This window comes from Pseudomonas sp. PB3P13, assembly GCF_054897735.1.
Window position 1 is genome coordinate 1,511,208 of sequence record NZ_CM142702.1, and the last position, 19,755, is coordinate 1,530,962.

Consider the following 19,755-nt stretch of genomic DNA (forward strand, 5'->3'; position numbering starts at 1 on the left):
CAGCGTCGGGCTGCGCTGTTGCTTCCCGCTTTCAACGAGGGCAAACAGCGGCTCCGTCAGGAAGTCAGACCGAGGCTTCAAGGCTCTTCGGCTTTGAGTTCCTTTTCCATCTTCTGTAATTCCTGGGTAAAAGCCTGATCCTGAACGGTGGCGCGTTTACGCCAGGGTTTGCGTTCCGGTTCGGGCTGAGCGGCGTAGGTGGTGACTTCCCCGCCGTAAACTTCCTTGTAACGTTGTTCCTGGCGCTCAAGTTCCGCGCGCAGTTCTTCTTTCGTCACAGTGCTACCTGATAGGTTGAGATTAAATTCTGGTTATACGCGCTGCATCAAACGTATCGGCCGCATTCGCCGAAGGTCGACGTCCATAACGACATCGATCAACAGTAATACGATCAAATACTTCCATGTTGCAGGCGGCCACGGCACCAGAGTAAACAGCTGACGTAGCATCAGTATCCTGTTTCAGCGCGCGCAGTGATGCAGGTAAAAGGACAACAAGGCGCGAGCTGAAGGCAGCGGCGATGGACCATCGCGCTACCCGCGGCAGGACCGGCAAATAGAAACCGGGCCACCACTGAATTGCATTATAGCGGTCGATTGGGAGAACACTATCTCCAATCAGTTAAAAATAGATCTTGATGTGTGATTGATACCTTACTTGCAAGTTTCGCAATACGATGACTTTTTGGCGTCATTAAGTCGAACCAACTTGCGTGATAAATGGGGGCGCTTATTTCTGTTTTCAAGCCTGCGCAAAAACCTGGATGGCTTCAGCGCAAACGGCGATGTTCATCGTAGCCTGCACGGGTGATCGTTTGCGATAATCGGCCAGGAGTTCGATAATCGCCCGTACGTCGGCGGCGTTGCCGCACTACGCCCAATTCACCTGCAATCGATTTCTTTCGGAAAAGGACCTGGCATGAACGACCAGATGCGCAATTCCTTCGCTTCAGTGGCGCCACCCATTGTCGCGTCGCCGGCCAAGCGGATTCAGGCCCTGACCGGTGATCCGGATTTCATGACGTCCCTGGCCCGTGGCCTTGCCGTGGTGCAAGCGTTCCAGGAGCGCAAGCGGCACCTGACGATTGCGCAGATCAGTCATCGCACGGAAATCCCCCGCGCAGCAGTTCGCCGTTGCCTGCACACCTTGATCAAGCTGGGCTACGCCACCACCGACGGCCGTACCTATTCTTTATTGCCCAAAGTGTTGACGCTCGGCCATGCGTATCTGTCCTCGACGCCGCTGGCGGTTTCTGCCCAGCCGTATCTCGACCGCATGAGCGAGCAGTTGCACGAGGCCTGCAACATGGCCACCCTCGAAGGCGATGACATTCTCTATATCGCGCGCTCGGCGACGACTCAGCGCCTGATTTCGGTCGATTTGTCGGTGGGTGGGCGTCTGCCGGCCTATTGCACGTCAATGGGCAGGATTCTTCTTGCCGCGCTGGACGATACTACTTTGCGCGAATACCTCGATCATGCCGATCTGCAAGCCAAAACGAGCCGCACCCTGCACACACCAGAAGCCTTGCTCCAATGCCTGCAAGAAGTGCGTCAGCAAGGCTGGTGCATCGTCGATCAGGAACTGGAGCAAGGCCTGCGTTCGATTGCCGTTCCGGTGTACGACGCTTCCGGGCAAGTCGTCGCGGCGCTGAATGTCAGTACCCACGCCGGTCGTGTCAGTCGCAATGAGCTTGAACAGCGCTTCCTGCCCGGGCTGCTGGACGCCAGTCGTAACCTCAGTTCGCAGCTGTTTGCTTAAGCTGTTCGATAATCGCACAGACTTGCGTTTATCGAATTGAGGTCTTTCCCCAGGATCACTAATGTCGCGGCAGCGTCAGCCCAGGCTGACACCGTCCCGACTGCGTACTTGCGTGGAATAAAAATAATGAACCAACCTCAGTCTGCTGTAGGAAGCTGCCTCGACGTGCAGTCCTTCATCAATGCTCAACCCATTTCGCGCTACCAATGGCGGGTGGTGATCCTTTGTTTTTTGATTGTCTTCCTTGACGGCCTCGACACCGCGGCAATGGGCTTCATAGCCCCGGCGTTGTCCCAGGACTGGGGCATTGACCGCGCCAGCCTCGGTCCGGTGATGAGTGCAGCGCTGATAGGCATGGTGTTCGGCGCGCTGGGCTCCGGCCCTCTGGCTGACCGCTTCGGTCGAAAAATCGTACTGGTGGGCGCGGTGTTGTTGTTCGGCGCGTTCAGCCTGGCATCGGCCTATGCGACCAATGTCGATCAATTGCTGCTGCTGCGTTTCCTCACCGGCCTGGGCCTTGGCGCCGGCATGCCCAATGCCACCACGCTGTTATCGGAATACACCCCGGAGCGCAAAAAGTCGCTGCTGGTGACCAGCATGTTCTGCGGCTTCAACCTTGGTATGGCTGGGGGCGGATTCATTTCGGCCAAGCTGATTCCTGCATACGGCTGGCATAGTTTGCTGCTGATCGGTGGGATTCTGCCGTTGATCCTTGCGGTTGTACTGCTCTTCTGGTTGCCGGAATCGGCGCGCTACCTTGTAGTCCGAAACCGCGGCACCGACAAAGTGCGCAAAACCCTATCGCCGATTGATCCGACCGTCGTCGCTCAGGCATCCAGCTTCAGCGTCCCGGAACAGACATCCGTGAAGGCACGCAACGTCTTCGCCGTGATCTTCTCCGGCACCTACAGCGCCGGCACCTTGCTGTTGTGGCTGACCTATTTCATGGGGCTGGTGATTGTTTACTTGCTGACCAGCTGGTTGCCGACGCTGATGCGTGACAGCGGCGCGAGCATGGAGCAGTCCGCGTTCATCGGCGCGTTGTTCCAGTTTGGCGGTGTGTTGAGTGCGGTCGGGGTGGGATGGGCGATGGACCGGTTCAATCCGCACAAGGTCATCGGCATTTTCTACTTGCTGGCGGGGGTGTTTGCCTACGCGGTGGGGCAGAGTCTGGGCAACATCACGCTGTTGGCGACCTTGGTGTTGGTAGCGGGGATGTGTGTCAACGGCGCGCAATCGGCGATGCCTTCTCTGGCGGCGCGGTTTTATCCGACGCAGGGCAGGGCGACCGGTGTTTCGTGGATGCTTGGGATCGGAAGGTTCGGCGCGATACTCGGTGCGTGGATGGGCGCGACGCTGCTGGGGTTGGGTTGGAATTTCGAACAGGTGCTGACGGCTCTGGTGATTCCGGCAGCGCTGGCAACCACGGCGGTGGTGATCAAAGGCATGGTCAGTCATGCGGATGCAACCTGATCACTGAGCAGGTATCTCAGCGAATATGAGGGCCTCTTCGCGGGCAAGCCACGCTCCCGCACGAGTTCGACTCATCTGTAGGGGCGAGGCTTGTCCGCGAAGCTTTTATGATCTTCAGCTAGCAACAATATGTTCGATAAACGAACGGTTAGTCGATTATCGGATTGTTTGGCGATTTTCAGAGGCTTAACCTCCATTCATTCCGGCGCCGAACCTCGCGCCCTTTTTATCCATTGTCGGTTAGTCAAAAACGGGAGCCTGCCCCATGGCTGAAATCATCTCGCTGCACGATGCGGTGAAGCAATTCGTAAACGACGGCGACACCGTTGCCCTCGAAGGCTTTACCCATTTGATTCCTACGGCCGCAGGGCATGAAATCATTCGACAGGGCAAGAAAGATCTGACGCTGGTGCGGATGACGCCTGACCTGATCTACGACCAATTGATCGGCGCCGGTTGTGCTCGCAAGTTGATTTTTTCCTGGGGCGGCAATCCGGGCGTCGGCTCCCTGCACCGTTTGCGTGACGCGGTCGAGAAACAGTGGCCGCACGCGCTGGAGATTGAAGAGCACAGTCACGCTGACCTGGCGAATGCCTACGTCGCTGGCGCTTCCGGCCTACCGTTCGCAGTGCTGCGTGCCTACGCCGGCTCGGACCTGCCGAAGGTCAACCCGCTGATCAAGACGGTCACTTGCCCGTTCACCGGCGAAGTATTGGCTGCCGTGCCTTCGGTGCGTCCAGACATCACCGTGATTCACGCACAAAAGGCCGATCGCAAGGGCAACGTTCTGCTGTGGGGCATTCTCGGCGTGCAGAAAGAAGCGGCGCTGGCAGCCAAACGCTGCATCGTCACCGTTGAAGAAATCGTCGACGATCTCAACGCGCCGATGAATGCCTGCGTGCTGCCGACATGGGCCTTGAGCGCGGTCTGCCACGTCCCGGGCGGTGCACATCCGTCCTACGCGCACGGTTACACCGAGCGTGATAACCGTTTCTATCAAGCCTGGGATCCGATTGCCCGCGATCGTGAAACCTTCACCGCATGGATCGAAGAATACATCCATGGCTGCGCTGACTTCAGCGAGTTTCAGGCCAAGCTGGCTACCGCTTCGGAGGCGAAGTAATGACGTACACCACCAATGAAATGATGACCGTCGCCGCCGCTCGCCGTCTGAAAAATGGTTCCGTGTGCTTTGTCGGCATCGGCCTGCCGTCGAAAGCGGCCAATCTGGCGCGGCTGACGTCGTCGCCGGATGTAGTCCTTATCTATGAATCAGGTCCGATCGGTGCCAAGCCGAGCGTACTGCCGCTGTCGATTGGTGACGGTGAACTGGCCGAGACTGCAGACACTGTTGTTCCGACCGGTGAGATTTTTCGCTACTGGTTGCAGGGCGGACGCATTGACGTCGGCTTCCTCGGCGCTGCGCAGGTTGACCGCTTTGGCAATATCAACACCACCGTTGTCGGTGATTATCACCAGCCGAAAGTGCGGCTGCCCGGTGCCGGTGGCGCGCCGGAAATTGCCGGATCGGCGAAAAGCGTGCTGATCATCCTCAAACAGTCGGCGCGCTCGTTTGTCGACAAACTCGACTTCATCACTTCGGTGGGGCATGGCGAGGGCGGCGATTCGCGCCAGCGCCTCGGGCTCCCGGGCGCCGGCCCGGTCGGCATCATTACCGACCTGTGCATCATGGAACCGGAAGTCGATACCCATGAATTTGTGGTCACTGCGCTGCACCCCGGCGTGACCCGTGAGCACGTGGTGGCAGCCACCGGTTGGGCGATCCGTTTCGCCGAGCAGGTAGAACACACGGCCGAGCCGAGCGAGGTTGAACTGAAAGCGCTGAGGGATCTGGAAGCCCGCACAGCCGCGGCCCATGGCCAAGCACCCGGAGAAGCGTGATGCGTGAGGTTTATATCTGCGACGCCATACGCACACCGATCGGCCGCTTCGGCGGTGGCCTGGCGGCCGTCCGCGCCGACGATCTTGCCGCGGTGCCCCTCAAGGCGTTGATGGCGCGCAACCCGTCGGTCGACTGGAACGCGGTGGACGAAGTGTTCTTCGGTTGCGCCAACCAGGCCGGTGAAGACAACCGTAACGTGGCGCGCATGGCGCTGTTGCTGGCGGGCCTGCCGGAAACCATTCCAGGGGTGACGCTCAATCGCCTCTGCGCCTCAGGCATGGATGCCATCGGGACCGCCTTCCGTGCCATCGCCAGCGGTGAAATGGAACTGGCAATTGCCGGCGGCGTCGAGTCGATGTCCCGCGCGCCGTTCGTCATGGGCAAGGCTGATGCGGCGTTCTCGCGCAGCATGAAACTTGAAGACACTACCATTGGCTGGCGTTTCATCAACCCGTTGATGAAGGCGCAGTATGGCGTCGACGCGATGCCGCAGACCGCCGATAACGTGGCGGACGATTACGAAATATCCCGCGAAGATCAGGACGCTTTCGCACTGCGCAGTCAGCAACGTACTGCTGCGGCGCAAGCGGCAGGATATTTCGCTGAAGAAATCGTAGAAGTGCGGATTGCCCACAAAAAAGGTGAAACGGTGGTCAGCCAGGACGAGCATCCTCGCGCCGATACATCGCTTGAAACCCTGGCCAGACTCAAACCGGTCAACGGTTCGGACAAAACCGTTACTGCCGGCAACGCCTCGGGCGTCAACGACGGCGCCGCAGCACTGATTCTGGCCTCCGCCGAAGCGGTGAAAAAGCACGGTCTGACCGCTCGCGCGAAAGTGTTGGGCATGGCCAGCGCCGGTGTTGCGCCGCGTGTGATGGGCATCGGCCCGGTGCCGGCGGTGCGCAAACTGACCGAGCGTCTTGGCCTGGCGGTGAGCGATTTCGACGTGATTGAACTCAACGAAGCGTTCGCCAGCCAGGGTTTGGCGGTACTTCGCGAACTCGGCCTGGCGGACGACGCGGCTCAGGTCAACCCGAACGGCGGTGCGATTGCCTTGGGTCATCCGTTGGGCATGAGCGGAGCACGTCTGGTGCTGACGGCCCTGCACCATCTGGAAAAAACCGGCGGCAAGAAAGGTCTGGCGACCATGTGCGTCGGCGTTGGTCAGGGTCTGGCCCTGGCAATCGAGCGCGTCTGACGTGCAGCTGTGACAATAAGAACAGAGGAAAGCGAAATGACTGACAAGCCTGGTTATCGTCGCCCGCAAGAGGGCACCCAGCCGGACTACCTGCACCCGGCCTATCAATCGACCAACCGGCGCTCGCCGTCGAAGCCGTTGGTGTTTTTGCCGCATTCGTTGTCGGAGATTACTGGCCCTACCATTGGCGCCGATCGTATCGATGAGAAAGACAGCGACCTGACGGCGCAGCACAAAGGCCAGCCGCAGGGTGAGCGAATCATCGTCCACGGCCGCGTGCTGGATGAAGACGGTTTGCCGGTCCCGGGAATTCTGGTGGAGATCTGGCAAGCCAACGCCGCCGGCCGCTACAACCATGATCGCGATCAGCACGATGCGCCACTCGATCCGAACTTCACGGGCACCGGCCGCACCGTGACGGACGCCGATGGCTGGTATCAATTCCAGACCATCAAACCCGGCGCCTATCCGTGGGGCAATCACCACAATGCCTGGCGTCCGGCGCACATCCATTTTTCGTTGTTCGGGCCGAGCATCCTGACGCGGCTGGTCACGCAGATGTATTTCCCCGGCGATCAATTGCTGGCCTACGACCCGATCTACAACTGCGTGCCGGACACCCGTGCCAAGGAACGTCTGATCGCCACGTTCGACCTGGAAAAAACCGTCCCTTCCTACGCCCTCGGTTATCGCTGGGACATCGTCTTGCGGGGCCGCGACGCCACGCCGATGGAGAAATAAGATGACGCTGAACGCGACCACGTCCCACACCGTCGGGCCGTATTACCACATCGGCCTGACCTGGCTGAACCGCGAAAACCTGACCGTAGAACAAACCGTTGGCGAGCGCGTGTCGATCACCGGGCAAGTTGTCGACGGTAACGGCGATTTCGTCAACGATGCGATGCTCGAAGTCTGGCAGGCCAACGCTGCCGGCAAATACGACCATCCCGAAGACGATCAGGACAAGCCGCTGGACCCCAACTTCGAAGGTTTTGGCCGTGTACCGGTGGACGCCGAAGGGCGCTTCCGTTTCACCACAATCAAACCGGGCACCGTGCAAGGCCTCAAAGGCACGACCCAAGCGCCGCATCTGGTGGTGCTGGTGTTTGCGCGCGGGCTGGTCAAGCACTTGCTGACGCGTATTTATTTCGACGGGGAGGCCGCCAATGTGGGGGATTCGCTGCTGGAATGCGTACCGGCCGAACGACGTCAAACCTTGCTGGCGAAGCAGGATGCGTCCGGTGTTTATCAGTGGAATGTGATCCTGCAGGGCACTGATGCCGAGACAGTGTTTTTTGATTATTGATTGAGCACCGTGCCTCTGTGGTGAGGAAACTCCTGTGGCAAGCGGGCTTCGGTGGCAAGAGAGGTTCTGTGGCAAGCGGGCTTCGGTGGCAAGAGAGCTTATGTGGCGAGGGGGCTTGCCCCCGTTCGGCTGCGCAGCAGTCGTCGGCTGCCAGGGCGGCTCCATCTGCCCAGTCAACTTTGCCAGGATGGGGCTGGTTCGCAACCCGGCGGGGGCAAGCCCCCTCGCCAAAGCGTGAGAGGCTTCTGTGGGAGCGGGAATGTTGCAAAGCGTGGCTAGACTCTCACCGGTCCCCAAAGAGTGAAAATCCATGACAACCTTACCTCCCACTACACGGGCGATGAACGCCAACAGCGCATCTTCGCGATTGTCGGTGCTTCGTCGGGCAACCTTGTCGAACTGCACCACGACCTGATCCACCCACGTGGGCCGCACCGGCCCACGCTTGCAAGGATTGTTTATGAACCAGCTGTTCGATACCTACTTCACTGCCCGTGATATGCGTGAGGTGTTCTGCGATCACGGTCGGGTTCAGGCCATGCTCGATTTCGAGGCCGCGCTGGCCAGGGCAGAGGCTCGGGTCGGGTTGATTCCGCAAAGCGCCGTCGCGCCTATCGAAGCGGCGTGCCGGGCCGAGCACTACGACTTTGTGGCACTCGGTGAAGCGATTGCCACAGCGGGCAACTCGGCGATTCCACTGGTCAAGGCCTTGGGCAAACAGCTCGCGGCAACCGATGCCGAATCCGAGCGTTACGTTCATCTGGGCGCGACCAGCCAGGATGTGATGGACACCGGCCTGGTGCTGCAAATGCGTCGGGCGTTGGCGTTGATTGAACAGGACCTGGCGCAGCTCGGCGAAATTCTGGCGCACCAGGCCGTACGCTATGTCGCCACGCCGCTGGCCGGGCGTACCTGGTTGCAACACGCGACGCCGGTCACGCTGGGCATGAAAATCGCTGGCTGGCTGGGTGCGGTGACCCGCAGTCGGCAACGCCTGCAACAACTCAAACCGCGCGTGCTGGTGCTGCAATTTGGCGGCGCTTCCGGGACCCTCGCGGCATTGGGCGACAAGGCCATGCCGATTGCCGAAGCGCTGGCGCAGGAGTTGCAGCTGACGTTGCCCGATCAGCCGTGGCACACCCAGCGCGATCGTCTGGTGGAATTCGCTTCGGTGCTTGGATTGATTGCCGGCAGCCTCGGCAAACTCGGTCGCGACATCAGCCTGTTGATGCAGACCGAGGCAGGCGAAGTATTTGAACCTGCGGCGCCGGGCAAAGGCGGCTCCTCGACCATGCCGCACAAACGCAATCCGGTGGGCGCGGCGGTGTTGATCGGCGCGGCGACACGGGTGCCGGGTCTGCTGTCGACGCTGTTCAGCGCGATGCCGCAAGAGCACGAGCGCAGCCTCGGTCTGTGGCATGCCGAGTGGGAAACCCTGCCGGAGATTTGCTGCCTTGTGTCCGGTGCATTGCAGCAAGCGCTGCTGGTCGCTGAAGGGTTGGAGGTCGACGCCGAGCGCATGGCCCGTAATCTCGACCTGACCCAAGGCCTGGTGCTGGCCGAAGCGGTGAGCATCGTCCTCGCACAACGGGTCGGCCGTGACACCACGCATCATTTGCTCGAGCAATGCTGTAAACGCGCCGTGGCCGAGCAGCGGCATTTGCGTGCGGTCCTCGGCGACGAGCCGAAGGTCACTGCCGAACTGTCTGCCGATGAACTCGATCGTTTGCTGGACCCCGCCCATTACCTCGGCCAGGCGCACACTTGGGTCGAGCGGGCGGTGGCTGAACATTCTGCATTCACTGCCTGAAGGAGATTGCTGTGGCTTTCGTACAACTCGCCGAGGGCGAACTGCACTTCCAAATCGATGGGCCGGCCGGCGCGCCGGTGTTGGTGCTGTCCAACTCTCTGGGCACCAACCTGCACATGTGGGATGCACAAATGGCCGCGTTCACCGAGCATTTTCGCGTGCTGCGTTTTGACACCCGCGGGCATGGTCAGTCGCTGGTGACGCCGGGGCCGTACAGCATCGAGCAGTTGGGGCGCGATGTCCTGGCCTTGCTCGATGCCTTGCATATCGACCGGGCGCACTTCTGCGGTCTGTCCATGGGCGGCTTGATCGGCCAATGGTTGGGAATCAACGCCGGTGATCGTTTGAACAAACTTGTGGTGTGCAATACCGCGGCGAAAATCGGCGATGCATCGGTGTGGGACCCGCGCATTGAAACTGTCCTGCGTGACGGTTCGGCGGCCATGGTCGCGCTGCGCGATGCATCGATTGCGCGCTGGTTCACTGCGGATTTCGCTCAAGCCAATCCTGCGGCGGCGAAGCAGATCACTGACATGCTGGCGGCAACGTCTCCTGAAGGTTACGCGGCCAATTGCGCGGCGGTACGCGATGCCGATTTGCGTGATCAGCTGGATTCGATCAAGGTGCCCTTGCTTGTGATCGCTGGCAGCGAGGATGCCGTTACGCCGCCGTCGGGTGGACATTTCATTCAGGAGCACGTGCAGGGCGCCGAGTACGCCGAATTCTACGCCGCGCATTTGTCCAACGTGCAGGCGAGCAAAGCGTTCAGCGAGCGTGTTGTGGCATTCCTTTTGGCCCGTTGAGGATTTTTCCGTGGACGAGAAACAGCGTTACGAAGAAGGCATGACCGTGCGCCGCGCAGTGCTCGGCGACGCTCATGTCGACCGCAGCCTGAATGCGCTGACCGAGTTCAACTCGGAATTTCAGGAAATGATCACCCGCCACGCCTGGGGTGACATCTGGACCCGCCCGGGCCTGCCGCGCCACACCCGCAGTCTGATCACCATCGCCATGCTGATCGGCATGAACCGCGGTGAAGAACTCAAACTGCACCTGCGCGCCGCCGCCAACAACGGAGTCAGCCGCAGCGAGATCAAGGAAGTGATCATGCAAAGCGCGATCTACTGCGGCATTCCGGCGGCCAACGCCACATTTCATCTGGCAGAGTCTGTGTGGGATGAGTTGGGAGTTGAATCGCGGGAATAACGTTCGGGATTTGTACTGTTTGAACTGACGCCAATCGCGAGCAGGCTCGCTCCCACAGGGTCATGATGCGAACGCAGGTTTTGCATTCGCCGAACATCCCCTGTGGGAGCGAGCCTGCTCGCGATGGCGTCTTTGCGTCTTACAGCAAACTGACCGGATAGCTGACGATCAGCCGGTTCTCGTCGAATTCGTTGTTGCTGAAGTCCCGGCGCATCGTCGAGTTGCGCCATTTGACGTTGAGATCCTTGAGGGCGCCGCTCTGCAACGTGTAGCCCAGCTCGCTTTCCCGGCCCCATTCCTTGCCGTCAGTGACGGTGCCGGTGTGTACGTTATCGCCGCTGATGTAGCGGTTCATCAACGTCAGGCCGGGGATGCCGACGGCGACAAAATTGTAGTCGTGGCGCAATTGCCAGGACCTTTCCTGCGCATTGTCGTAGCTGGCGTTATAACTGTCGTTGGCCAGCGTGCCGCCGCTGGTGCCGTTGACCCGCATCCACGCGCTGTCGCCAGTGAGTTTCTGCAGCCCGACGTAGAAGGTGTGGCCGCCATACCTGGCCGAGAGCAGGCCTGACCAGGTCTTGTTTTCCATATCGCCGGCGCGGGCGCTGCCGTCTTCTGTGCCATAAAAGAACCCGAGGTTGGCACCGAGCGTCCAGTCACCGACAGGCTGGCTGTGAATCAGGTTGAAGTATTGCTGACTGTAGATGTCCTTGAGCTGCGCATTCCACACACCAATCTGCGTGCGCTTTTCGTTGAACGCGTATTCGCCGCCCTGAAAGTTGAAACGGTCGGAGGTGAACGTCGTCCGGCCGGTCATCGACATGTCGCTCATGCTGCTGTCGTCGCGGGGGCTGTTGGCGCGGAACTGACCGCCGTAAAGCGTCAGCCCGGCGATTTCCTTCGAAGTGATCTGACCGCCACGGAAGGTTTGCGGCAACGAACGACCATCGTCCGAGCGGAGGATCGGCAGCACCGGCATCCACTCGCCGACCTTCACTTCGGTCTGCGACAGCTTCGCCTTGAACGCCACGTTGGTGCGACCGAAGTTATCCGCCGGGCGACCGTCGCTGTCCAGCGGCAGCAGTTGTGTCCCGCCGGTACCTTGGCCACCGTCGAGCTTCACGGAGTACAGCCCGAGCACGTCCATGCCGAAACCGACTGTGCCTTGGGTGAAACCGGATTTGGCATCGAGGATAAAACTCTGCGTCCACTCTTCAGCCTTGCCCTGAGCCTTGGTCGGGTTGGTGAAATTGCGGTTGATGTAGAAATTGCGCAGGTTGAGATTGACCTTGGCGTCTTCGACAAATCCCGATTCTTCGGCGGTGGCGGGCAGCGCCGCAGCGCACAGCGCGAGCGTCATCAGGCTGGGGAAAAGGCAGGGCGGAGTGGGACGCGATGGGGAAGGGCGTTTGGGCATGGAGTCGAACCTGGTGTTATTGATTTTGTGCGGGAATGGTCGACGAATGTACTGGACGGTTCAATTAGTGGTGGCTGGTTTTGGGCGGTTATCGAACACAAGATGAGTCGCCAATTTATGCCGCTCATGCGGGTCTCATCGCGGGCAAGCCTGCTTTCAGAGGTTCAGCGCTGCCCGGAAATTCTGTGCGCAAACGCCGACCTTGTGGGAGCGCGCTTGCCCGCGATGAGGACAGTCCGGTCAACGGACCTTTCCCCGCAGCAAAAACAAAGCCCACCAAAAGGTGGGCTTCGTGTTCACAGCAGCATCAGAACAATTTCAGTTCCGGCGCTTGTTCTTTCTGTCGCTGGACCTGGGCCGTCTGATCATTCCAGCCGCCGCCCAGCGCCTTGTACAAATTGACGGCACTGTTGAGCTGCGCCAGGCGATCGGTGATCAGTGACTGTTGAGCACTGAACAGCTGGCGCTGGGCATCGAGGAAGGTCAGGTTGCTGTCGACACCGATGCGATAACGACGCTCGGCCAGACGGTAGTAATCCTGGTTGGCCTGGACGAAATCACGCTGAGCCTGCAACTGCTCGGTGTAGGTCTGGCGGGCGGCGAGACCATCGGCGACTTCCTGGAAGGCCGTCTGAATGGACTTCTCGTAGTTCGCCACGCTGATCTCTTTCTGGATTTTCGAGTAATCCAGGCTGGCGCGCAGGCTGCCGGCGTTGAAGATCGGCAGGTTGATCTGCGGCTGGAACAGCCAGGTACCCGACCCCCCCTTGAACAGGCCGGACAGGTCCGGGCTGAGCGTGCCGGCATTGGCGGTGAGGCTGATGCTCGGGAAGAATGCCGCCCGTGCCGCACCGATGTTGGCGTTGGCCGCTTTCAGGTTGTATTCGGCCTGAAGAATGTCTGGACGACGCTGCAGCAGATCCGATGGCAGGCCGGGCGGTACTTCGCTCAGCAAGTCATCGGACAGCGGCTTGGCCGGTTGCAGACTGGCCGGGATCCCTGTGCCGAGCAGCAACACCAGGCTGTTTTCATCCTGAGCGACCTGACGCGTGTAGCGGGCCAGCTGCGCCCGGGCGTTTTCCACCGAGGTGCGCGACTGGGCCAGGTCCAGCGCCGAGGCGACACCGACTTCGTTGCTGCGCGAAGTGAGCTTCAGGCTCTCTTCAAATGCACCCAACGTATCTTGCGTCAGCTTGAGCAGCTCTTTGTCCGCCTGCCAGGTCATGTAGGCATTGGCGACGTTGGCCACCAGACTGATCTGCGTACTGCGGCGACCTTCTTCAGTGGCGAAGTACTGTTGCAGCGCTTGTTCACTGAGGCTGCGAACCCGACCGAACAGGTCGAGTTCGTAAGCGCTGATCCCGACGGTAGCCGAGTAGGAACTGGTGATGCCCGCTTCACCGGTCTGCGACGCCCGGGCCGGAACCCGCTGGCGGCTGCCGGTGCCATTCGCCGAAACGGCGGGGAACAGGTCCGCACGCTGGATGCGGTACTGCGCCGCGAAAGCATCGATGTTCAGCGCCGCGACACGCAGGTCACGGTTGTTTTCCAGTGCCACCTGAATCAGTTGCTGCAACGCCGGGTCATGGAAAAACTGCTTCCAGCCCTGTTCGGCAGCGGCCTGGCTCGGCGCCTGGGCTGGCGAATAGGCCGGCCCCTGTGGATATTGCTGCGCCACCGGTGCGGCGGGCTGCTGATAATCAGGTATCAGCGAGCAACCGCTCAGCACGAAGGCGGCGACGGCGAGGGAGAGTAGCGACTTGCTCATTGGCCAGCCTCTTTTGGAGTTTCAATAGCATCATCCTGCTCGGCTTTTTTGCGCTGGCCGATGGACGACACGGTGACGAAGAACAGTGGTACCCAGAAGATCGCCAGGACCGTGGCCGTGATCATACCGCCAATAACGCCGGTACCGATCGCATGTTGGCTACCCGACCCTGCACCTGTGGAAATTGCCAGGGGCACCACACCGAGCACAAACGCCAGCGAGGTCATGATAATCGGGCGCAGACGCATCCGGCACGCTTCAATCGCCGCTTCGCGCAGGGTGCGCCCTTGCTCATGAAGTTCCTTGGCGAATTCGACGATCAGAATGGCGTTTTTCGCCGCCAGACCGATGGTCGTCAACAGGCCCACCTGGAAATAAACGTCGTTGGACAGGCCGCGCAGGCTGGTCGCCAACAATGCACCGATAATCCCCAGCGGCACCACCAGCATCACCGCGATGGGGATTGACCAGCTTTCATACAACGCCGCCAGACACAGGAACACCATCAGCAGCGACAGCGCGTACAACGCCGGCGCTTGCGAGCCGGACAGGCGTTCTTCGTACGACAGACCGGTCCAGGAAATGCCGACACCCGTTGGCAGTTTCTTCGCCAGAGCCTCGACTTCGGCCATGGCTTCACCGGTGGAATAACCCGGCGCCGGAGCCCCGAGGATTTCCATCGCCTCTACACCGTTGTAACGCGAGAGCTTCGGCGCGCCGTAAATCCACTCGCCCTTGGCGAATGCGGTGAACGGCACCATGGTCCCGGCGCTGTTGCGCACATACCACTTCTTCACGTCTTCGGGGCTCATGCGCGCATCGGGCTGACCTTGCACGTAAACCTTCTTCACCCGACCGCGGTCGATAAAGTCGTTCACATAGCTACTGCCCAAGGCAATCGACAACGTGTTGTTGATGTCGGTGAGCGTCACGCCGAGGGCGCTGGCTTTCTCGTCATCGATTTCCAGCTGGTATTGCGGCTCGTCGTTCAGGCCGTTCGGACGGACTTGCGAAAGCACTTTGCTCTGCGCGGCCATGCCAAGGAACTGGTTACGCGCTTCCATGAGTTTTTCGTGACCGATACCGGCGCGGTCCTGCAGGAACACGTCGAAACCGGTGGCGTTACCCAGTTCGAGCACTGCCGGCGGTGCAAAGGCAAACACCATGGCGTCACGGAACGTGAAGAAATGCTGTTGCGCCCGGGCTGCCAGACTGGCCACGCTGTTGTCGGCGTTCCGCTCGTCCCACGGTTTGAGCATGATGAACGCCATACCCGAACTCTGACCACGGCCGGCGAAGTTGAAGCCTGTCACGGTAAAGACCGAGGCCACCGCATCGCCTTCACCACCATCCTTGGTCGGGCGCAGGAGGAATTCACGCATTTCGTCCACGACCACCTGGGTGCGCTCGGCACTGGAACCGGCCGGGGTTTGCACCTGGGCGAACAGCACACCCTGGTCTTCTTCCGGCAGGAACGCGGTTGGAATGCGGGTGAACAGCCAGATCATGCCGACCACGATAATCAGATACGCCAACAGGTACGGCGCCTTGTGCGTGAGCATGTTGCCGACGCCGCGTTCGTAACTCCTGACGCCACGGTCGAAGCTGCGGTTGAACCAGCCGAAGAAGCCGCGTTTCGGCGTGCCGTGCTCGCCTTTTGGAATCGGCTTGAGCATGGTGGCGCAGAGCGCCGGGGTGAAGATCAGCGCAACCAGAACCGACAGGGCCATCGCCGAAACGATGGTGATCGAGAACTGCTTGTAGATCACACCGGTGGAACCGCTGAAGAACGCCATCGGCAACAGAACCGCAGACAGCACCAGGGCGATACCGACCAGTGCACCCTGGATCTGCCCCATGGATTTCTTGGTGGCTTCCTTGGGCGACAAACCTTCTTCGCTCATGACCCGTTCGACGTTTTCCACCACAACGATGGCGTCGTCCACCAACAGGCCGATGGCGAGCACCATGCCGAACATGGTCAGGGTGTTGATGCTGAAACCGAATGCCGCGAGGATCCCGAACGTACCGAGCAATACCACCGGCACGGTCATCGTGGTGATGACGGTGGCGCGGAAGTTCTGCAGGAACAGGAACATCACCAGGAACACCAGCGCAATCGCTTCGACCAACGTGTGCACCACGCCTTTGATCGACTCGGTCACCACGGGGGTGGTGTCGTACGGGAACACCACTTCCATGCCTTCCGGAAAGAACGGCTTGAGGGTTTCGATGGTGTTGCGCAGGGCTTTCGCCGTGTCGAGGGCGTTGGCACCGTTGGCCAGTTTCACTGCCAGACCGGACGCCGGGCTGCCGTTGAACTGGGCGCTGATCGAGTAGTTTTCGCCGCCCAGCCCGACGTCAGCGACATCGCCGACGCGTACCTGCGAACCGTCGCTGTTGACCTTGAGCAGAATCGCCTTGAACTGCTCGGCAGTTTGCAGACGGGTCTTGCCGATGATCGTGGCGTTCAACTGCTGGCCTTGCACCGCAGGCAAACCACCGAGCTGACCGGAGGACACCTGGACGTTTTGCGCGGCGATGGCGGTTTTCACGTCAACCGGGGTCAGGTTGAAATTGTTCAGCTTGGCCGGATCGAGCCAGATGCGCATCGCATACTGGGCACCGAAGACCTGGAAGTCGCCGACACCGGCGGTCCGCGAGATCGGGTCCTGCATGTTCGACACGATGTAGTTGGACAGGTCGTCCTTGGTCATGCTGCCGTCGCGCGAGACCACGCCGATCACCATCAGGAAGTTTTTCACTGCCTTGGTCACGCGGATGCCCTGCTGCTGTACTTCTTGCGGCAGCAGCGGAGTGGCCAGGTTCAGCTTGTTCTGCACCTGAACCTGCGCAGTGTCGGAGTTGGTGCCCTGCTCGAAGGTCGCGGTGATGGTCATGCTGCCGTCGGAGTTACTTTCCGAAGACACATAACGCAGGTTGTCGATGCCGTTGAGCTGCTGCTCGATGACCTGAACCACGGTGTCCTGCACGGTTTGTGCAGAGGCACCTGGGTAGGTCACGGAAATGGCGATCGCCGGAGGCGCAATGCTCGGGTATTGATTGATCGGCAACTTGAGGATCGAGAGTGCCCCGACCAGCATGATCACCAGGGCGATTACCCAGGCGAAAATCGGACGGTCGATAAAAAATTTCGACATGGTTTACTCCCCTTTGCCGCTGGAAGCCTTGTCAGCTGCCTGTGCGGGGGCCGGGTTTTTGGTGCCGACGTTGGTCGCTTCAGTGGCTTTCACTTCGGCTCCTGGTTTGACGTATTGCAGCCCTTCGGTGATCAGTCGATCGCCCGCCTTCAAGCCGTCTTCGATCAACCACTGACTGCCGACGGTGCGGCTCGCCTTGAGCTGACGCAGTTCGACCTTGTTGTCCGGGCCAACGACCAGTGCGGTCGGTGAGCCTTTAAGGTCGCGGGTCACGCCTTGTTGTGGTGCCAGAATTGCCGCCGCATTCACGCCGGCCTGCAATTGCGCATGCACGAACATGCCTGGCAGCAACGTGTGATCGGGGTTGGGGAACACGGCACGCAGTGTGACGGAGCCCGTGGTCTGATCCACCGACACTTCGGAAAACTCGAGCTTGCCGACCTGCTTGTATTCGCTGCCGTCTTCGAGGGTCAGCTTGACTGCTGCGGCAGTGTCGCCGGCCTTTTGCAGACGACCGCTTTCCAGTTCGCGGCGCAGCTCGAGCAGTTCAACCGACGACTGCGTCACGTCGACGTAAATCGGGTCGAGTTGCTGGATCACTGCCATTGCGTCCGTCTGACCGTTGGTCACCAGCGCGCCTTCAGTGAATGAAGAACGACCGATGCGCCCGGAAATCGGCGCGTAAACCTTGGTGTAGCGCACGTTGATCTGCGCGCTCTGCAGGCTGGCTTCCGATTGCATGCGGTTGGCCAGGGCGGTGTCGTATTCCTGACGGCTGACGGCTTGTTCGTCGACCAGTTGCTTGTAGCGATCGGAGATCGACTTGGTCTGCTGGAAGTTGGCCTGCGCGCTTTTCAGCGTGGCTTCGTAAACGGCCGGATCGATCTGATACAGCTGCTGGCCGGCTTTGACGTCGCCGCCTTCCTTGAACAGACGCTTGAGAATGATGCCGTTGACCTGTGGGCGAACTTCGGCAATGCGGAACGCGCTGGTGCGGCCCGGCAGTTCGGATGTCAGGGTGAAGGCTTGAGGTTGCAGGGTAACGACGCCGACCTGAGGAGGTGGTGCGGCAGGCGCCGCTTCTTCCTTTTTACATCCGCTGAGCAGCGATGCCAGGGCGACGGCAGTGACCAGAGCGGTAACAGCTGGCTTGAATTGCATGAAAATCCTCGGGTCAGGCGCGCTGTATGCGCACTCGAAATGTGAAGGGTTAAAAAATGAGCGCTGAGTGGATAAGTAGCTTGCTAAGGAATATACTTACGTTCATGGTTGTTTGTAAATACCTTTGCTGCGTATCCTCATCGTTACGAAAGCCGTGCAAAGGTTCGAATTGTAGGCCGGGGACGACGCCCAAGAGCGCGCGCTCCACTTTTATTCAGCTGATATTCAGACATCGCTGAGCACCCTGATTGAGGTTGTACTGCCATGGTCCGTCGGACTAAAGAGGAAGCTCAAGAAACACGTAGCCAGATACTCGAAGCGGCAGAGAAAGCCTTTTTCGAGCGGGGCGTGGCGCGCACGACGCTGGCGGATATCGCCACCCTCGCTGGTGTGACACGCGGCGCCATCTACTGGCACTTCAGTAACAAGGCCGATCTGGTGCAGGCCATGCTCGACACACTGCATGAGCCGCTGGACGAAATGGCCAAAGCCAGCGAAAGCGAAGATGAAATCGATCCGCTGGGCTGCATGCGCAACTTGCTGATTCATTTGTTTCAACAAGTTGCTTTGGATCCGAAAACCCGGCGCATCAATGAGATTTTGTTCCATAAGTGCGAATTCACCGACGAAATGTGCGATCTGCGCCAGCAGCGACAGACGGTCAGCCTCGATTGCAATGTACGCATCGCTCTGGCGCTCACCAATGCAGTGAATCGCGGCCAGTTACCGGCGGACCTCGACACGGCCCGCGCGGCGATCAGCCTGCACGCGTACATCGACGGCATGCTCTATCAGTGGCTGCTGGCTCCGGACAGCTTTCACTTGCACATCGACGCCGAGCGTTGGGTCGATACCGCGCTGGACATGCTGCGCTTGAGCCCAAGCCTGCGGATGCGGTCTCCCTGACGCGACAAGGATGCTTTTATATACGCACGCGCCCCCCGATGACAGGGCGCGGTCCCGGTATTTTGTAGGAATATTGTGCCGTTCGCGTCAGAGCGGGTTAGCTGCAGCTACAGAAATAGCCTGTTAGAGAGTCAGGCTCATGCGCCGCTCATAGCCAATCCGACCCTTGTAGGCTTCGCCGCGATCCACCCAGCCGAAGCTCGCATACAGCGCAATGGCTGCGGCGTTATCCGCATCTACCGATAACTCCAGCGCCTTGATTTGCGGAAACGTCTGACGTGCCGCCTCGGGTAACGCAAGCAGGCAGGCCTTGCCATAGCCTTTGCCCTGCGCACGCTGATCCACTTGCAAGGCATGCAACGTGGCGCTGTGCTCATCGGCCCACGCCGGCAGTGCGGGCGGACGCTTGAGCAGCAGGAACGCCACCGGGATCTCCGCAACCAGCAAGGCAAACCCTTTCACCCCGGGGCCAGGCCTGGACAACAGGGTGTGCAACGCACCGTGAATATCGCCGCTGAATCTCAACTGTTCCTGATGAACTTCAATGGTCTCGACGTGCTGGCGTTGCAGCTCGTTCAGGCTTTCGTAGGGCGCGAGTCTGGCTGTCACGGGTTTGTCCTTTTTCCTACATCAATAAGCCTCGGATTCTAGCGAGTTTGCGTTCATGGATTATTGTTAA

17 protein-coding genes are annotated in these 19,755 nt (G+C 60.0%); 11 read left to right on the plus strand and 6 right to left on the minus strand.

The window, feature by feature from the left end; genetic code table 11:
* Nucleotides 1-77: 77 nt before the first annotated feature.
* Nucleotides 78-278 (minus strand): hypothetical protein, encoded by a 201-nt coding sequence (locus ACYZT1_RS06730; RefSeq protein WP_084321752.1) that lies wholly within the window; start codon nt 276-278, stop codon nt 78-80.
* Nucleotides 279-918: 640 nt separating this feature from the next.
* Between ACYZT1_RS06730 and pcaR the strand changes: the two genes are divergently transcribed.
* The 10 genes from pcaR (at nt 919) to pcaC (ending at nt 10,663) form a co-directional block, all read left to right on the plus strand.
* The gene (gene pcaR, locus ACYZT1_RS06735; RefSeq protein ID WP_462018241.1) at nt 919-1,761 is read left to right on the plus strand and encodes a pca regulon transcriptional regulator PcaR; all 843 of its coding nucleotides are present in this window, start codon (nt 919-921) and stop codon (nt 1,759-1,761) included.
* 126 nt (nt 1,762-1,887) lie between these two features.
* Nucleotides 1,888-3,234, plus strand: coding sequence for an aromatic acid/H+ symport family MFS transporter (locus ACYZT1_RS06740; protein ID WP_462018242.1), 1,347 nt, complete (start codon nt 1,888-1,890; stop codon nt 3,232-3,234).
* Between the two features lie 265 nt (nt 3,235-3,499).
* Nucleotides 3,500-4,357 (plus strand): CoA transferase subunit A, encoded by an 858-nt coding sequence (locus ACYZT1_RS06745; RefSeq protein WP_462018243.1) that lies wholly within the window; start codon nt 3,500-3,502, stop codon nt 4,355-4,357.
* Entirely contained in the window at nt 4,357-5,136 is a 780-nt protein-coding gene (locus ACYZT1_RS06750; RefSeq protein WP_462018244.1) for a CoA-transferase subunit beta, read from the plus strand. The genes ACYZT1_RS06745 and ACYZT1_RS06750 overlap by 1 nt, the downstream gene beginning before the upstream one ends.
* Complete coding sequence (gene pcaF / locus ACYZT1_RS06755; RefSeq protein WP_462018245.1) at nt 5,133-6,338, plus strand: 3-oxoadipyl-CoA thiolase; 1,206 nt, start codon at nt 5,133-5,135, stop codon at nt 6,336-6,338. Before ACYZT1_RS06750 ends, pcaF begins: the two co-directional genes overlap by 4 nt.
* Before the next feature lie 36 nt (nt 6,339-6,374).
* Entirely contained in the window at nt 6,375-7,079 is a 705-nt protein-coding gene (gene pcaH / locus ACYZT1_RS06760) for a protocatechuate 3,4-dioxygenase subunit beta (protein ID WP_462018246.1), read from the plus strand.
* Nucleotide 7,080: 1 nt separating this feature from the next.
* Complete coding sequence (gene pcaG / locus ACYZT1_RS06765; protein ID WP_462018247.1) at nt 7,081-7,647, plus strand: protocatechuate 3,4-dioxygenase subunit alpha; 567 nt, start codon at nt 7,081-7,083, stop codon at nt 7,645-7,647.
* A gap of 460 nt (nt 7,648-8,107) precedes the next feature.
* Nucleotides 8,108-9,457 carry a 3-carboxy-cis,cis-muconate cycloisomerase gene (locus ACYZT1_RS06770; RefSeq protein WP_462018248.1) on the plus strand — a complete coding sequence of 450 codons (1,350 nt, stop codon included), beginning with the start codon at nt 8,108-8,110 and terminating at the stop codon, nt 9,455-9,457.
* Between the two features lie 11 nt (nt 9,458-9,468).
* Nucleotides 9,469-10,260: a 3-oxoadipate enol-lactonase gene (gene pcaD / locus ACYZT1_RS06775; protein WP_462018249.1), complete on the plus strand. Its 792-nt coding sequence runs from the start codon at nt 9,469-9,471 to the stop codon at nt 10,258-10,260.
* A 10-nt stretch (nt 10,261-10,270) separates the two neighbouring features.
* Nucleotides 10,271-10,663 carry a 4-carboxymuconolactone decarboxylase gene (pcaC, locus tag ACYZT1_RS06780; protein WP_462018250.1) on the plus strand — a complete coding sequence of 131 codons (393 nt, stop codon included), beginning with the start codon at nt 10,271-10,273 and terminating at the stop codon, nt 10,661-10,663.
* A 139-nt stretch (nt 10,664-10,802) separates the two neighbouring features.
* Here the strand turns inward: pcaC and ACYZT1_RS06785 are convergent, their stop codons facing one another.
* From ACYZT1_RS06785 to ACYZT1_RS06800, 4 genes are all read right to left on the minus strand, one after another.
* Nucleotides 10,803-12,080: an OprD family porin gene (locus tag ACYZT1_RS06785; protein ID WP_462018251.1), complete on the minus strand. Its 1,278-nt coding sequence runs from the start codon at nt 12,078-12,080 to the stop codon at nt 10,803-10,805.
* Nucleotides 12,081-12,387: 307 nt separating this feature from the next.
* The gene (gene emhC, locus ACYZT1_RS06790; RefSeq protein ID WP_462018252.1) at nt 12,388-13,848 is read right to left on the minus strand and encodes an efflux RND transporter outer membrane subunit EmhC; all 1,461 of its coding nucleotides are present in this window, start codon (nt 13,846-13,848) and stop codon (nt 12,388-12,390) included.
* A complete protein-coding gene (emhB, locus tag ACYZT1_RS06795; RefSeq protein ID WP_462018253.1) occupies nt 13,845-17,009 on the minus strand; it encodes an efflux RND transporter permease subunit EmhB in 3,165 nt (1,054 codons plus the stop codon). Before emhB ends, emhC begins: the two co-directional genes overlap by 4 nt.
* A 3-nt stretch (nt 17,010-17,012) precedes the next feature.
* Nucleotides 17,013-18,170 carry an efflux RND transporter periplasmic adaptor subunit gene (locus tag ACYZT1_RS06800; RefSeq protein WP_462018254.1) on the minus strand — a complete coding sequence of 386 codons (1,158 nt, stop codon included), beginning with the start codon at nt 18,168-18,170 and terminating at the stop codon, nt 17,013-17,015.
* Nucleotides 18,171-18,434: 264 nt separating this feature from the next.
* On the opposite strand from ACYZT1_RS06800, the gene emhR reads away from it, so the two are divergent.
* Nucleotides 18,435-19,076, plus strand: coding sequence for an efflux system transcriptional repressor EmhR (gene emhR, locus ACYZT1_RS06805; protein ID WP_462018255.1), 642 nt, complete (start codon nt 18,435-18,437; stop codon nt 19,074-19,076).
* A gap of 123 nt (nt 19,077-19,199) precedes the next feature.
* Here emhR and ACYZT1_RS06810 read toward each other — a convergent pair whose 3' ends face one another.
* Nucleotides 19,200-19,685 carry a GNAT family N-acetyltransferase gene (locus tag ACYZT1_RS06810; protein WP_462018256.1) on the minus strand — a complete coding sequence of 162 codons (486 nt, stop codon included), beginning with the start codon at nt 19,683-19,685 and terminating at the stop codon, nt 19,200-19,202.
* Nucleotides 19,686-19,755: the final 70 nt, after the last annotated feature.